Source organism: Prosthecobacter sp. (genome assembly GCF_046154365.1).
Lineage (GTDB): Bacteria > Verrucomicrobiota > Verrucomicrobiia > Verrucomicrobiales > Verrucomicrobiaceae > Prosthecobacter.
The window spans coordinates 1-15,698 of the sequence record NZ_JBJXFV010000064.1; the positions used below are offsets into that span (position 1 = coordinate 1).

Below are 15,698 nucleotides of genomic sequence, written 5' to 3' on the forward strand. Positions count from 1 at the left end.
GGCACACGACGGGGTGGGAGGGACGCTATGCCGAACTGGTGGCCTTCAAAGCCAAGCACGGGCACTTGCGCGTGACCTTGAAGAACCAGACCTCGCCTGGTTTCATGCACTGGCGTGACAACCAGCGTATTAATTTTCACGAGGGCCGGCTCAGCTCCGAACGGAAGGCGCGGCTGGATGTGCTGGGCTTTGAATGGCAGGCGCCGGGACGGACAAATGCGCCCATAGCTGATCAGAATGAAGATCTGTGGGAAAAGCGGTTCGGGCAACTGGTGGCCTTCGAGCACGAGCACGGGCACACCCAGGTGCCGAGCAAATGGCAGGTGAATCCTGCGCTGGGCAAATGGGCGAGTCTGCAACGCAAACTTCATAAGAGCGGCCAGTTGCGCCAGAACCGCGCGGAGCGGCTGAAACAGATCGGCTTTGCGTGGAAGTCCGACAATAATCACCACACGGCGGGATGGGAGGGGCGGTTTGCCGAGTTGGTGGCGTTCAAGGAGCGGTTCGGTCATTTGCGAGTGTCGATGACGAACCAGACCTCGCCCGGCTTCAAGCACTGGCGGGACAACCAGCGCCTCAATTTCCGTGAGGGCCGGCTCCGTCCCGAACGGCAGGCGCGACTGGAGGCGTTGGGCTTTCAATTGGAAGCGCCGGGGCGACTGGCCATGCATAAGGCAGAGCAAAACACTGTGCTATGGGGGAGAATGTTCGAGCAGCTCCTGGCCTATCGAGAGCAGCACGGTCACTGCCAGGTGCCGGCCAAATGGCGGGTGAATCCGGCCCTGGGCAAATGGGTGCTGCGGCAGCGCTGGCACAACAACCGCAGCTCTCTGCCGCGAGACCGCAAAGAGCGGCTGGAACAGATCGGCTTCGCATGGAAGTCCGACAAGCTTCAATATGCTCAAGGATGGGAAGAACGCTTGGCCGAGCTGGTGGCATTCAAGGAGCGGCACGGCCATCTGCGCGTGACGATGACGAACCAGACATCGGCGGGACTGTGTCACTGGCGGGACAACCAGCGCATCAACTTCCGCAACGGGACTTTGACCCCGGAACGCAAGGCACGGCTGGATGCGCTGGGCTTTGACTGGCAGCCGCCCGACCAACCGCGACCGCTGCGGCAGACCCCTCTGTCGCGACCGTTGCCACAGAACCGCCTGCCGAAGGACAGCATCTCAAACTGGGAGCATTTTTTTGCCCGGCTGGTGGCGTTCCACGCACAGCACGGGCATGCGCATGTGCCTTCGTCCTGGCCGGAGGACCGGGCGCTTTCCGGTTGGGTGCGGGAACAGCGCCGCGGCCATGTCTATGGGCGGCTGCACTTTGACCAGATCACCCGGCTGGAGAAGCTGGGCTTTGCGTGGCAGGCGGCACACTGAGCAGCGGCGGCCAGCTTCCTCGCATTGGACATCCGCGCCAGCCTATGCTATCCGCACGGCCCATGTTTCCCGCCCGACTTCTCCTTTCCGCCCTCGCCCTGGCTCCCGCGCTGCTTTGCGCTGCGGAGAAGGTTGATTTCAACACGCAGATCAAGCCGTTGCTCGAAGGTGCCTGCACGCACTGCCACGGTGAAAAGGAGGACAAGGGCGACTTCCGCATGCACACGCTGGAGGATATGAAGAAGGGCAACGAGAACGGCCCGGGACTGACGCCGGGGGATTTGAAGAAGAGTTCCATTTACACGACGCTACTGCTGCCCCCCGATGAAGACACGGCGATGCCGCCGAAGAAGGAGGGTTTGCTGGAAAAGAGTCAGATTGAAGTGATCAAGGCCTGGATCGAGCAAGGTGCGAACTGGCCGGCGGAGGTGGTGCTGGAGCAAACGCCGCGCATCAAGTTCGAGAAGCATATCCAGCCGATCCTGGAGCAGAACTGCGTGTCCTGTCACAACAAGGAGAAGGCTAAGGGCGACTGGATCATCACGACGAAGAAGGAAGCATTCAGCACGGGCGAGAATGCGCCGAACATCGTGGCCTTTGATTTGAAACAGAGCGCGATCTATCACCTGACGGCGCTGGCCGCCGATGAAGACGATTTGATGCCGCCGAAGAAGAGTGGCGGGCCTTTGAGCAAGGAGGACGTCAATTTTCTGAAGCTGTGGATTCAACAAGGTGCGCCGTGGCCGGATGATCTGAAGCTGACGGCGAAGGAGAAGAAAGCCCCCGGCACGAACAACCCGGACAATCTGGAGCTGGTGAAGAAGATTCACGCCTTCATCGTGCAGACCTCGAAGGAGAAGACGGAGGGCGAGATGAAGCCGTATGATGCGAAGGTGCCGAAGACGGGCATTCCGTTCAGCATGGTGGCGATCAAGGGCGGTGAGTTCCTGATGGGTAGCCCGGATGGCGAGGCGAATCGAGGCGATGACGAAGGCCCGCAGGTGAAGAAGACGCTCAAGCCGTTCTGGATGGGCAAGCATGAGGTGACGTGGGATGAGTATGAGCCGTTTCAGCTCACGAACGTGGGGCGCAACAAGGATGGCTCCCGTCAGGTGTGGAAACCGACTGACAAGCCGGAAGATCTGATTTCGCAGCCGACGCCGCCGTATCAGCCGATGGATTTCGGCATGGGCCGTGAGCATTTCCCGGCGATCTGCATGACGCAGCATGCGGCGAACAAGTACTGCCAGTGGCTGAGCGCGCAGACGGGGCACTTTTACCGCCTGCCGACGGAAGCGGAGTGGGAATATGCCGCCCGTGCGGGCACGAAGACAGCGTATTTCTTTGGCGACGATGCGGCGCAGCTCAAAGAGTATGCGTGGTACTTCGACAATGCGCCAAACTTCCAGTACTCGAAGATCGGCGCGAAGAAACCGAACCCTTGGGGGCTGTACGACATCTACGGCAACGTGTGCGAGTGGTGCCTGGACCAATACACGCCAACCACACCCGCCGCCGCGATCCTCGGCAACACCTGGGTGCCCTCGAAGACGCCGTATCCGCATGTCGCGCGTGGTGGCACCTATGATGACGATCCTGAACTCTGCCGCAGCTCGGCACGCAAGGCGTCTGATGCGTTGTGGAAGCAGCAAGACCCGCAACTGCCGAAGAGCATCTGGTACCTGACCGACGCGACCTGGCTGGGCTTCCGCATCGTGCGTCCGCTGGAGATTCCGACCGTGGAGGAGATGTTCGCGGCTTGGAACAACGGCGTGGCGAAGGAGTAGGTGGATCAGTCGTTGCGAGCTTTGGCGAGCTGGGAGGCATCGAGCGTTTCCAGAACGAGCTGAAGCTCGCGAGTACTTTTTGCTCGCCAGCGGCGAAGAACTAAGCTCATGCTGCCGTTTGCTCCGACCGCTTTTCCACCATGACTCCCCCCTCCTCCCCTGCCCCCAAAGGCGCTGTCGCCGCCCTGATTGCCGCATTCCTCGGCTGGCTCTTTGATGGCTTTGAAATGGGCTTGTTCCCGCTGATCGGCAAACCGGCGCTGCAGGATCTGCTGCCCACTTCGACGGCAGCCGAGCAGGGGCAGTGGTTTACGGTGATCATCGCGGTGTTCCTGGTGGGCGCAGCGACGGGCGGCGTGCTGTTTGGCTGGCTGGGGGACAAAATGGGCCGCGTGAAGGCGATGACGCTCGCCATCTTCACCTATGCGATCTTCACCGGGCTGTGCGCCTTTGTGACGGAAGCCTGGCAGTTCGCCGGACTGCGCTTCATCGCCTCGCTGGGCATGGGCGGCGAGTGGGCGCTCGGGGTGGCACTGGTGAATGAAATCTGGGCAGGCAAGAATCGCGCATGGATCGCGGGCATGATCGGTGCGGCGTCGAACATCGGCTTCCTGCTTACCGGCGTGCTCAGCTTGTATCTCAATGCGAGCCTTGAGTCCGTGTCGCACTGGATCAGCAGCATGGGCATCAGCCAGGGCACAGCGGATTATCTGCTGCACAATCGCGGCTGGCGTTTTCTGGCGGTGAGCGGTGCGGCACCGGCTTTGATCAACTTTTTCATCCTCATCTTCGTGCCGGAATCCCACAAGTGGGAGGCGGAGAAGAAGTCCGGCAGCACCTCGCACTGGGCCACGATCGATCTGCTGGGTGTGCTGGCAGCGGCGGTGGCAGCGCTGGGCATCATCGCGGTATGGACTCCGCAGATTTTTGACAAGGTGGGGAACATAGTGGCGCTGCCGGTGACGGTGCTCGGCCTGGGCATCGCCCTATGGGGCTATTTGCATCCGGTGCGTCGTTACATGACCCGTGCCCAAGCCGGTGGCAGCGTACTGGCCGCAGATCGGGCCATCATCATGCGTAATCTATTGATCGGTGCCGGTCTGGCGGCGGTGGCGCTAATGGGCACCTGGGGTTCCGCGCAGCAGGCGGCTAAATGGGCCTCCTTTCTGTCTCCCGAGGGCACCAAGTCGAACATCATCGAGTATGTCGTGATCGCCACGGCATTGGGGGCCATCCTCGTCACGATCCTGGCTCCGCTAGTGGCGGACAAACTGGGGCGCCGGGTCACTTACTTCCTGCTCTGCGTTGTTGCCCTAGGGTCCGCCATCGTCTTCTTCCAAACCAACGGTTCTTATACCGGTAGCGGCATGCCCACCTGGCTGGTGACCAGCGCCTTCCTTCTGGGCGGCCTCACCGCCTCCTTCTACGGCTTCTTCCCGCTCTACTTCCCGGAGCTGTTCCCCACCAGCGTGCGAGCCACCGGCCAGGGCTTCTGCTTCAACTTTGGCCGCCTCATCGCCGCCATTGGCTCCCTGCAGTTTGTGAACCTCATGAGCCTGTTTGGTTCGGACAAGGTCACCCAGCTCACTGGCGACGCCAAAAGAATCATGCAACTCCAGGTGGAAGCGAATGCCTTCTCCGTGCTGTCCTGCGTCTATCTCGTCGGCATGGTCTTGGTGTGGTTTGCGCCTGAAACCAAAGGGCGCTCGCTCCAGTAGCGGCAGCATGAGCTGACCTTGAGCTGCTCGGCAGTAAACTTTTCTTGCCTTTCGGCCCTTTGTACATAATAATACACTCATATTAACCTCTCACGAATAAGAAGCTATTGCTCGGAATGGGTAATAATTTATGGAATATATGATTTTACCTTGATCCTACCTTTGGAAATGATTACGTTACCTACAATTCGAGATTTTCTCCGAACCCATAGCTCTAAGGAACCAACTCCATGACCAACGGCACCAAAAACCCAGCCAAAGACCACGCCAAACTGGCAGATTTCATTCTGTTCAGTCAGCGCGAGTTCTTGCTGAACCTCTCCCGCGAGCTGAACCGAGACAATATCTCCTTCGCTCAATTCTTTCTGCTGGGTTACCTCGCGACGTCGAAGGAACTGACCATGACGGACATTGCCCGAAAGATGGGTCACTCCACGGCAGCCGCCACCGGCCTCGTGGATCGTCTTGAAAAACTTGGCTACATGGAGCGCACCCACGCCGTGGATGACCGCCGCAAGGTGCTCGTTCGCATCACTTCCTTGGGCATCGAACTTGTCAGCCGTCTGCGTGACGAGTTGCAAAGCCAAATCGCCGCCGCCATGAGCGAGACCGCCTCCGAGGATGCCGCCAGCTTCATGACGTCGTATCGCACGCTCAGCACCGAAATGGCCCGGTAAGCGCTCTCAACAGCCATAGGCTTTCTATCAAGGCGCACGGTTTAATCCGTGCGCCTTTTAACTTTTCATGCCAGAACAACGCAATGAATAATGCCCTGTGGATGACCTTCCCCGCCCTCGAAGCCCTGCCGGACTTCGCGCATCGCTTCACACTCCGCCATCCTGACATTGATGTGAATGCCGAACGTGCCGTAGTCGTGGAGCGCCTATGGGACTGGCATCGTCGGCAGGCGGAAGAACTCGGTTTTCAAAGTGCCTCGTTCTGCATTGCCGAACAGGTGCATGGGCGTGAGGTGGCGGTCGTCAGCGCTCCCCGAAGCGAGATCATACCCGGCACGGACGGATTGATTTCCAATGTGCCCGGTCTCATCATCGGCATCTATGTGGCTGACTGCTGCGCCGTTTATCTGGCCGATCCACACACTGGCGCCTTTGGCGTGGTGCATTCCGGGAAAAAGGGCTCCGAACTCGGCATCACAACGCATGCGATTGAAAAAATGCAGAAGCACTTTGGCTCCCGGCCCAAAGACATTCACGTCCAGCTCAGCCCCTGCATCCGTCCGCCGGCTTACGAAATCGATTTTGCTGCCCAAATTCGCCAGCAAGCGCTGGACATCGGCGTTCCCGCCACTCAGGTCCACGACACCGGCCTCTGCACGGCTTTGGATTTGCACCGCTTTTATTCCTATCGCATGGAGCAAGGCCATACCGGGCGCATGCTGGCCCTGCTGGGACGCCAAGCCTGATTCACGATGACTCTCCACTCACCTGCCAAAATCAATCTCTGGTTGCGCGTCCTTGGCAAGCGCTCCGACGGCTTTCACGAGGTGCAAACCCGCCTCTGTCGCCTCGCTTTAGGCGACACCGTAGAACTCGAACACCTCGGCAAGGGCACCCAAGTCTCCCTGACTTGCTCTGACCCCACCGTTCCGCTGGATGAATCGAATCTGGCGATGCGTGCCCTGCGCGCCTTTGAAAACCGCACGGGGAAGCAATCCTCCTGGCACATTCATTTGGAGAAAAAAATCCCCGCCGGGGCCGGCCTCGGCGGCGGCAGCAGTAACGCGGCCACCGTGTTGAACGGCGCCAATCAGCTCGCTGGTTCACCGCTCTCCCTGGCGCAACTGATCGAACTCGCGGCACAAATCGGCTCCGATGTGCCCTGCTTCCTGCTCGACAGCCCCGCCGCCGACGGCGCAGGTCGCGGCGAACAAGTCACTCCCGCCAAGTTCCCTTGGCAACTGCCGCTTGTCCTCATCAAGCCCCCCTTCCCGATCCCCACGCCCTGGGCCTACAAGCGCTGGGCAGACTCCCAAGAAATCCCCGGCATCCTCTATGCGCCACAGCTTTGCCCCTGGGGCGCGATGGTGAACGACCTCGAACGTCCCGTCTTCGAAAAATTCATCCTGCTGCCCACCATGAAAAACTGGCTGCTCGAACATGGCGATGTCCGTGCGGCATTAATGTCAGGTTCCGGCAGCACGATGTTCGCAATCACCGATACTCCTGCGCAAGCGGCAGAAATAGCTGCGAAAGCCCGCGAATGGTGTGGCGAAACCGCCTGGATTCAGGCCACCACCACCGCCGGTTAAACCGCTGGCGTTCTGCGACAAAAATTTGGGGCCGGACGGCTCCCGATTCCGTCCGGCCCCTGGTTTGATCAACCTCAACTAAGATCCTGCGGTGAGGCAGGGTTTCAGTTAACAACCAATCACTCTCAAGACCCAGTCTATGGAGGGCTGATTTCCTCACACGAACTGTTGAATGCATTAGTGCGGGGACTTCACGGATCGTTGAAAAAAGTTCAGAAAAATCTCCTCTCCGTCTGAACTGCGGATTATTTGCGCCCGTTTGAATCCCATGCCCCTGCCCGAACTCACCGCCGAAGAACACGCGATCTACGCATGGCAGATGTGGGTGCCGGGCATGGGTGAGGACGGCCAGCGCAAGCTCAAGGCGGCATCGGTGTTGATTTCACGTGTTGGCGGCCTCGGCGGCCTCGTCGCCTTGGAACTGGCAGCCGCAGGCGTGGGGAAACTCGTGCTGGCGCATAGTGGGGAGTTGCAGCCGTCGGATTTGAACCGCCAGTTGCTGCAAACGCATGACCACATCGGCAAGCCGCGCATGGAGTCCATCGTGCGGCGTCTGCGCGAATTGAATCCGCGCTGCGAGATCATCGGTGTGCCTGAGAATGTGAGCGCGGCGAATGCGGACAGCTTGGTAGCGCAGGCGGACATCGTGGTGGATGCGGCGCCGCTGTTTCAAGAACGACTGGCATTGAATGCGGCAGCAGTGAGAGCACGGAAGCCGATGGTGGAGTGCGCCATGCACACGCTGGAGGCGAGCGTGACGACGTTTGTTCCCGGCAAGACCGGTTGTCTGGCCTGCTATGTGCCAGATGTGCCACCCACATGGACGCGACAGTTTCCCGTCTTCGGTGCGGTGTCAGGAACCGCCGCGTGCCTCGGCGCGATGGAGGTGATCAAGCTGATCACCGGCATCGGCGAGACGTTGTGCGGTCAGATGCTGTCGATGGACCTCGCCACGATGCAATTCCGCAAGGTGCGGCTGCCAAAGCGGGCAGACTGCCCAGTGTGTCATGGTTTTGCCACATAATCGAGCACGCAGACCTTATCGAGCTGCGGCTTGAGCTTGGCGACGAAGGCTTGATGCTCGGCATGCGGCAGATAAGCGTCGAGACCAGCCTTGTCCTTGAACGTAACGAAGAAGCAATGCGTGAAGCCGTCATTAAGTCCTTCAGGACTCACATTCGTGCCCCACTCGAAACCAGTGACAGTGTCGATCTTCCTCGCGAGTTCACCGAAGGCGATTTCAAGGCTCTGCACCTGCTCAGGCGTGGCGCTGTCCTTGAATTTGAAGAACACAACATGGCGGTAAGGAGCGTCTGCGGCGGTGGCGAGGGTGGACATGGCGGTGAGGATGAAAGCGATGGCAAAAAGAGCGGATTTCATGGCCGCCGAGACTGCCGCAGGGAGGAGTTTGCGTCAACGGCTCAAACAGGTTGCACCGTGGCATCACGCATGCTCCTTAGCGGCTCTTATGAGCCATTGGGATCGCTTCCAGCAATACTTCGTTCGTTACTCCAGCCTTGGGTTTTCCATCGACATCAGCCACATGGGCTTCGAGGACAGTCTGTTCACCACGCTTGCCGGTCCGATGGATGCCGCATTCAAAGCCATGCGCGAACTCGAAGCCGGGGCCATCGCCAATCCCGATGAGCAGCGCATGGTCGGCCACTACTGGCTGCGTGACTCGAAACTGGCTCCCAATGCCGCTTTGAAGCAGGAAATCGACGAAACCCTCGAAGCGACGCTGAAGTTCGCCGCCGAGGTGCATTCTGGTGCGATCAAGGCTGCGAACGGCAAAAAATTCACGCGAGTGCTCGTCGTCGGCATCGGGGGATCAGCACTCGGCCCGCAACTCGTTGCACATGCAATCACACCAGCCAATCCACCGCTGGCGATCTCGTTTTTTGACAACACCGACCCGGACGGCATCGACCGTGTGATCGCCCAGATCGGCGAAGAACTGGCCACGACACTGACGCTGGTCATTTCCAAATCCGGCGGCACGAAGGAAACCCGCAACGGCATGCTTGAAGCCGAAGCGGCCTACAAAAAGGCTGGAATCGACTTCGCCAAGCATGTCGTGGCCGTGACGGGCGACGGCAGCGAACTCGACAAGCACGCCAAGTCACAGGGCTGGCTGGCGATCTTCCCGATGTGGGACTGGGTGGGCGGCCGCACCAGCATCATGAGTGCCGTGGGCACCATTGCGGCGGCATTGCAGGGGGTCGATGTACGTCAGTTCCTCGCCGGAGCTGCTTCGATGGATGCCGAAACCCGCCAACGCCCTGCGCGTGAGAATGCCGCCATGCTGCTGGCGCTGATGTGGCATCATGCTGGCAAGGGCAAGGGTTTGAAGGACATGGTCGTGCTGCCTTACAAGGACCGGCTCGTGCTGTTCAGCAAATACCTCCAGCAGCTCGTCATGGAGAGCCTGGGCAAAGAGCATGACCTCTCCGGGGCCGTGGTGAACCAGGGCATCGCCGTGTATGGCAACAAGGGCAGCACGGACCAGCACGCCTATGTGCAGCAGCTCCGCGATGGCGTGAACAACTTCTTCGCCACCTTCATCGAAGTGCGCAAGGCCCGCGATACCGCCCCCTTTGAGGTCGAGCCCGGCTTCACCAGCGGCGACTACCTCCAGGGCTTCCTCCGCGGCACCCGCAAGGCGCTGGCAGAGAAAAATCGTGAATCCATCACCCTCAGCATCGCGGAGATCAATGCGTTCAGCCTTGGCATGCTCATTGCCTTATTTGAACGTGCGGTCAGTTTTTACGCCAGTTTGGTCAATGTGAACGCCTACCACCAGCCCGGTGTGGAGGCCGGCAAGAAGGCGGCCACTGAGTTCCTCAGCCAGTTGGCACGGGTGCGTGGTGCCCTGTCCGCTGGAGGTGTGACGGCCGGTGGCCTGGCCGCCAAACTCGGCATCGACCCCGAGGATGCCTACCACATGCTGAATCATTTGGCGGCCAATGGTCTGGCCAAGGTGCTCGCTCAGGGCGACACACCGGCGGCGGATCATTTCGGCGCATCGTGACAATTCCTTGTTTGCACACGCAACCCCGGCACTCTATAAATCGCCCACCCCGAGGCCTTCAGTCCTCCACCAGTGCTTCATGCGCGAGATTCCCATCCACTACCAAATCGCCTGCGTCATCCTGACCGCCCTGTTCATCTGGTCGTTTAGTGTCGCGCGTGAGCCGCGGGGCTGGCGGCGCTTGTTCCAGTCGGTCTTTTCCAAATCGGACAAGTTTTCGGTGAACAAGAACAAGGTGATTGATGAGGCCCTGAAGCGCTATGGCATTGTGGTGGCCATGATTATCCTGGTGGCGGATGTTTCCTGCTTCGTCATGGGCGTCACCCATTCATTTCGGGAAAAAGCCCGCTCGCTCTCCCAGGAGCAGCGCGAGAGCATGAACGAGATCAACAAGATCAACAGCAATTCAGGGGTCTCCCCGCTGCCTTGATCAGCCGTTTCTTTTGACCACCTGAGTGTCCGCCACTAGGTCGTGCAGGCAGCGGCGGTCACGGCGAAAAATCAGCAAAATACCACCGATCATCAGCGGCAGGCCGATGAACTGAATGCTGCTGATGATGGCAAACAAAAACCAGCGCAGCAGCACGGCTTTGATAAATCCAGCCTTGGCACCATCCGGCGTACGCACAACCTGAATGCCGGTCAGCAGCTTGCCGATGGACTGGCCGCGCACGGTCAGCAGTACGATGTTTGCGAGCAGCAGGCCGAAGATCACTGCGTACATCGCCAACACGGTTTCGTTGCCCGCCTCCACCGCCTTCACAATCTGGCGCTGAAGGGCCTGCATCACAGCTGCCGAATCGTTTCGTAGCGACATGATTTCAGCCTCGAACACCGGGTCCATCAGCGCCATGAGGATCACAAAAGCCGGTACAAGCAGCAGCGTCCAGTCAATCAGACGGGCGGCCAGTCGTTGTCCCAGCGAAGCCAGCTCCATCTGCTGCACTTGATCCTGCCGCACCTCCTCACGCAGGGCCGTGATGGCGGGCGCTTCGGCCACGCCGGTTGTGGCGGCCACTTCTTTCATGTGGAACCCCAGCGCCTGCCATTCCGGCATGCCTTCCGTCCAGCACAGGTCCGTGGGCAGAAAGCGCCCGTCCCGCATGCCGGCGCTGACGTCCAGGTCATTGAAGGTGCCGAGCTGCTCTTCGCCGCGTGCGAGGTGGTATTTCATTTGGGATGCTGGTTGCCGGAGTCTGGATGCTAGATAACTGCTGAAACGTCCGCATCAAGCTCCCATCCCAACCGTTTGAAAACCATCCTCCGCGTCTTCTCCTACCTGCGCCGCTATCCACTGCTTGGCGCGGCACAAATCTTCTGCGCCATCACCGGCACGCTGATGGTCATCGTGTTCCCGCACATCACGCGTGAGGTCATGGATGTCGTCGTGCCAAATCAGCAGTGGGACCGCCTCACACAGCTCGCGCTCTGGGGGCTCGCCGCCTACTTCGCGCAGCATTTTTTCAATTCGCTGCGCATCCAGCTCAACAACACCTTCGAGCAGATGGTCATCTTCGACCTGCGCAGCGACATCTACCAGCGCCTGCAAACACTGCCGCTACGCTGGTTCGACAACCGCCCCTCCGGCGACATCATGACCACCGTCGCCGAGGACATCCCCGCCGTCGAACGCGTCCTCATTGACGGCATCGAGCAGGGCCTCGTCTCCGTGTTGCAAATCGTCGTCGTGGGCGTGTTCATGTTTCAAGCCGATGCCACGCTGACGCTCTATGCGCTCATTCCCCTGCCCTTCCTCGTTGCTGGCGCGTTGGGCTACACCAGCACCTCACGCGACCGTCACCGCAAGGTGCGCAAGGCCAGCAGCGCCATGAACTCCCTGCTGCAGGACAACGTTGCCGGCATGCGCCAGATCAAGGCCTATGCCATGGAGCACGAGGAACACGGCCGCTTCAACCGCACCAGCGACGCCCTGCGCCGTGCCACGCTGCACGTCATGCGCATCTGGGCCATCTACCGCCCCGGCATGCATTTCCTCACCAGCATCGGCATGGTCATTGTGCTCTGGGTCGGCGCACGTCAGCTCATGGCCGGACGCATTCAGGCGGGTGATCTCACCGCCTTCCTGCTGCTGCTCAAATTCTTCTACGATCCCATCGAGAGCCTGCACCAGCTCAATCAAATCCTCCAAGCCGGTCGTGCCGCCGGTGAGCGCGTTTTTGACATCCTCGATGCCGAACCCGAAGCCGACACGACGGGTGGGCGCGAACTCGCCGCCATCACCGGCCATGTGCGTTATGAAAACGTCGGCTTCAGCTACGCGGGCAAAACGCCCACCGTCCACGGCGTCACACTTGATGCCCATCCGGGCCAAACCATCGCTCTTGTCGGCCCCACCGGTGCCGGCAAGTCCACGCTCATCAACCTCCTCACCCGCTTCTACGAATACGATCAGGGCGTCATCACCATCGACGGCGCTCCCGTTCATGAACTCAACAAAGCCTGGCTGCGGCGTAACATCGGCTACGTCACGCAGGAGAGTTTCCTCTTCAACGGCACCGTGCGCGAGAACCTCGTCATCGGCCGCCGTGATGCCACCGATGAACAGCTCTGGGCCGCCCTCACCAGCGCCAATGCTGACGCTTTCGTCAAACGTCTCGCTGAAGGTCTCGACACCCATGTCGGCGAACGCGGCGTGAAGCTCAGTGTCGGTGAAAAGCAGCGCATCAGCATCGCCCGCGCCCTGCTGCGCAATCCGCCCATTCTCCTACTCGATGAAGCCACCGCCAGCGTCGATACGGAGACCGAACGGCAGATTCAGGAGGCCCTGGAGCATCTCATGGCCCACCGCACCAGCTTCGTCATCGCTCACCGCCTCAGTACTGTGCGTAACGCCGACCGCATCTATGTCCTCGACCACGGCCGCATCATCGAGCAGGGCACGCATGATGAACTCATCGCGCAGGACGGCATGTATGCCCGCCTCTGCCGCACCTCCCTCATCGCCGCAGGAGCCGCACCCGCTCCTTGACTCCGCCTGACGCCTTGACCTCTTGACTCCACCAACCATGACACGCTTCCTACCACTCCTTCTCCTCACGTCTGCTGCCATCGCCGCTGATTTGCCCAAGATCCCGGCCAAGTCCATCGCCACCAAGCAGGAAGAACTCTTCGCCGATGACTTTCAGGGCGCCACCCCCGCCAAGGCATGGGTCAAAGTCGTTCCCAGCTTCGCCGTCGCAGACGGCACGCTCAAAGGCACGCAGACGCGCGACGTCACCATTCCCGCCGCCGATGGCAAGCCGGAGATCCGCGCCCACGCCGCCGTGCATGGTCTTGAAATCCCCACCAAGGACAGTGTCGTCGAGTGCAAGATCAAGTTTGAAGGCGCCACGATGATCGACGTCGAGTTCGATGATCGCAACTACACCGGCTGCCACTACGGCCACATCTGCCGCGCTCAAGTGCGCCTGAACGGCGTCACCCTCATCGACGAAAAAGACGGCAACATGCGCAACGACATCTACGCGATGAAAAAAGACCCCGCCAAGAAGGCCGAAGTCGCCAAGCTCCTCGTCGGCCGCCAGATCACCTATCCCGCCAAGCTCGAAACCGGCACATGGTACACGCTCGTCGTCGAAACCGTCGGCGATGAGATGCGTGTCACGATTGATGGCAAACCTGCCGGCTTCTTGAAGTCCTCCGGCATCGCCCACGCCACCAAGTCCAGGCTCGAGTTCGGCGTCGCCGGCAAAGATGGCTTTTTCGACGATCTCAAGGTGTGGAATGCATCCCCTGCGAAGTAATCACGCTACTTGCCCGGGTCCTTGATGGTCGCAATGCGGCGAAGCGGATGCAAAGAGTGAGAGAACGCGGCATGCGCAGGAGGAGGAGCAAAAGCGGAGTTTGGCAACGAACAAAATGCCATCTGCCGCCAGTCGGCGGCTCCCAGTCCTTGACCTCTGGACACTCCTTGACCCTGTTGACGCATGACTCGCCTTCAGCCTTTCTTCATCTCCTGGCTCTTGATGGCGCTGTGCTTGATGATTGGTTCCACTGGCTGTGTGGTGCAGCCAAAGCGTCCTGTCGGCTCTTCGCGTGATCACACCTTCATCACCTACTGGCCGCCGCCGAAGAGCAAGCAGTTGAAGCTGGCCGTCAAAGACAACATCGACATGAAGGGCGGCGTCACCACCGCCGGGTCTGAATATCTTGCCAGGAACAGCCCGCCTGCGGCCCGCGATGCCGCCTGCCTCGCCATCGCCCGGCAACGCGGCGTAAATATCGTGGGAAAAGTGAACCTCAGCGAGTTTGCCGTCGCTCCCTCGGGCATCAATGACTACTTCGGGACGCCCAAAAACCCCTTCAACAGTTGGCGAAAGTACATTCCAGGCGGTTCGTCGTGTGGCTCGGCATGCGCTGTCGCCACCGGGAAGGCCGACATCGCCTTTGGCACGGACACGGGAGGTTCCGTCCGCGTCCCCGCCGCTTGTTGCGGCGTGGTCGGTTTGAAGACGACCTTCGGCCTCGTCTCTCTCGACGGGGTGTTTCCGATCGAGCCTGATCATCTCGATACCGTGGGCCCACTGGCGCGGGATGTCGCAGGCGTGGCTCAAGGCATGGACCTCTTGCAACAGGGATTTGCCGCACGCTACGCCGCCGCCGTTAAAAGCCGGCCCTCGGGCAACGCCATCAAGATTGGACGGCTCGTCTTGCGGGGCACGAACCCCAAGATCGACCAAGCTATCGATGACGCGCTGGATCGCGCTGGCTTTGAAGTGATCATTCTCGACGACGCCTTGCGCGTGAAGTGGGAACAGGCTCACAAGGACGGCACCACCATGGCCGCCGCCGGCACCTGGATCAGTGATCGGAAGTTCAGTGCCAAACTCGGCGTCAGCGCCCGCACGAAGTCCATCATCGTCGCGGGCGGAGTCGCCTACTCCACCCAATATCGTGCGGCCCTGGCACGGCAGGCCGAGTGGCAGCGCACGCTGCGTGAGGTTTTCAAACAGGTCGATTTCATCGCGCTCCCAACCTTGCAAACGCTGCCGCCGCGGCTGCCGCCCAGCGTGAGACTGGACCTCTTGAATGCCCAGGCCGAGGTTTCCAACCTCGAAAACATTGATGCCGTGGATTTGGCGCGGAATCCGGTGCAAATCCTCTCAGGCATTCCCGCCGCCGGCCTGCGACTGCTCGGCATCGACCTCTTCGAAGCCAAGATGCTAAATCTGCAAAACACCATCGCGGTCAATTTTGCCGGAAATCCCGCCTTGGCGCTCCCCGTTCCTCTACCGCGCTCACACATTCCTGTCACCAGTCTGCAACTCATCGGTCCGCCCATGAGCGAGGCGGCGCTCCTCGCCACCGGTCGTCTGATCGAAGCAAATCCGAGATGATCGCTTCGTGTGAGCGCAATGTCGCTCGCGCTGAATCCACGGTCGGTAAAACTCATGAATCATGTCCGTGTCGGGACCGGTGCTCGGGTTGCCACCCGGCGCGTTGCGCAGCAAGTCCCAGCCGAGATGCTCGCCCCAGCAGTTGAAGCCGCATTTC

The 15,698-nt window shown here is 60.2% G+C and carries 14 protein-coding genes; 12 read left to right on the forward strand and 2 right to left on the reverse strand.

From position 1 onward, the window contains the following. From ACKVY0_RS07500 to ACKVY0_RS07530, 7 genes are all read left to right on the forward strand, one after another. The coding region (locus ACKVY0_RS07500; protein WP_409214180.1) for a helicase associated domain-containing protein at window positions 1-1,379 on the forward strand (1,379 nt) is incomplete at its 5' end. 62 nt (window positions 1,380-1,441) lie between these two features. After that, entirely contained in the window at window positions 1,442-3,166 is a 1,725-nt protein-coding gene (locus tag ACKVY0_RS07505) for an SUMF1/EgtB/PvdO family nonheme iron enzyme (protein ID WP_409214181.1), read from the forward strand. 140 nt (window positions 3,167-3,306) lie between these two features. Continuing rightward, a complete protein-coding gene (locus ACKVY0_RS07510) occupies window positions 3,307-4,884 on the forward strand; it encodes an MFS transporter (protein WP_409214182.1) in 1,578 nt (525 codons plus the stop codon). A 230-nt stretch (window positions 4,885-5,114) separates the two neighbouring features. Then, on the forward strand, window positions 5,115-5,561 hold the full coding sequence (locus tag ACKVY0_RS07515) for a MarR family transcriptional regulator (RefSeq protein WP_409214183.1): 447 nt from the start codon (window positions 5,115-5,117) through the stop codon (window positions 5,559-5,561). 83 nt (window positions 5,562-5,644) lie between these two features. Then, window positions 5,645-6,307, forward strand: coding sequence for a polyphenol oxidase family protein (locus tag ACKVY0_RS07520; protein ID WP_409214184.1), 663 nt, complete (start codon window positions 5,645-5,647; stop codon window positions 6,305-6,307). Window positions 6,308-6,313: 6 nt separating this feature from the next. Further along, on the forward strand, window positions 6,314-7,153 hold the full coding sequence (gene ispE / locus ACKVY0_RS07525) for a 4-(cytidine 5'-diphospho)-2-C-methyl-D-erythritol kinase (RefSeq protein WP_409214185.1): 840 nt from the start codon (window positions 6,314-6,316) through the stop codon (window positions 7,151-7,153). A gap of 268 nt (window positions 7,154-7,421) precedes the next feature. After that, window positions 7,422-8,177 carry a HesA/MoeB/ThiF family protein gene (locus ACKVY0_RS07530; protein ID WP_409214186.1) on the forward strand — a complete coding sequence of 252 codons (756 nt, stop codon included), beginning with the start codon at window positions 7,422-7,424 and terminating at the stop codon, window positions 8,175-8,177. Here the strand turns inward: ACKVY0_RS07530 and ACKVY0_RS07535 are convergent. Then, entirely contained in the window at window positions 8,159-8,533 is a 375-nt protein-coding gene (locus ACKVY0_RS07535) for a Dabb family protein (protein WP_409214187.1), read from the reverse strand. The two genes, ACKVY0_RS07530 and ACKVY0_RS07535, sit on opposite strands and share 19 nt — an antisense overlap. A gap of 88 nt (window positions 8,534-8,621) precedes the next feature. Here ACKVY0_RS07535 and ACKVY0_RS07540 point away from each other — a divergent pair, with 88 nt between their 5' ends. Both ACKVY0_RS07540 and ACKVY0_RS07545 read left to right on the forward strand, forming a co-directional pair. Next, window positions 8,622-10,184, forward strand: a complete 1,563-nt coding sequence (locus tag ACKVY0_RS07540; protein WP_409214188.1) for a glucose-6-phosphate isomerase — start codon at window positions 8,622-8,624, stop codon at window positions 10,182-10,184. Between the two features lie 79 nt (window positions 10,185-10,263). Beyond that, the gene (locus ACKVY0_RS07545; protein ID WP_409214189.1) at window positions 10,264-10,614 is read left to right on the forward strand and encodes a hypothetical protein; all 351 of its coding nucleotides are present in this window, start codon (window positions 10,264-10,266) and stop codon (window positions 10,612-10,614) included. On the opposite strand, the gene ACKVY0_RS07550 is transcribed toward ACKVY0_RS07545, so the two are convergent. After that, window positions 10,615-11,358: an RDD family protein gene (locus ACKVY0_RS07550; protein ID WP_409214190.1), complete on the reverse strand. Its 744-nt coding sequence runs from the start codon at window positions 11,356-11,358 to the stop codon at window positions 10,615-10,617. A gap of 75 nt (window positions 11,359-11,433) precedes the next feature. On the opposite strand from ACKVY0_RS07550, the gene ACKVY0_RS07555 reads away from it, so the two are divergent. The 3 genes from ACKVY0_RS07555 to ACKVY0_RS07565 all read left to right on the forward strand — a co-directional run bounded on the left by ACKVY0_RS07555 (window position 11,434) and on the right by ACKVY0_RS07565 (window position 15,541). Further along, entirely contained in the window at window positions 11,434-13,173 is a 1,740-nt protein-coding gene (locus tag ACKVY0_RS07555; protein WP_409214191.1) for an ABC transporter ATP-binding protein, read from the forward strand. A 37-nt stretch (window positions 13,174-13,210) separates the two neighbouring features. Continuing rightward, window positions 13,211-13,948, forward strand: coding sequence for a hypothetical protein (locus ACKVY0_RS07560; protein ID WP_409214192.1), 738 nt, complete (start codon window positions 13,211-13,213; stop codon window positions 13,946-13,948). Between the two features lie 183 nt (window positions 13,949-14,131). After that, window positions 14,132-15,541 (forward strand): amidase, encoded by a 1,410-nt coding sequence (locus tag ACKVY0_RS07565; protein ID WP_409214193.1) that lies wholly within the window; start codon window positions 14,132-14,134, stop codon window positions 15,539-15,541. Window positions 15,542-15,698 lie beyond the last annotated feature (157 nt).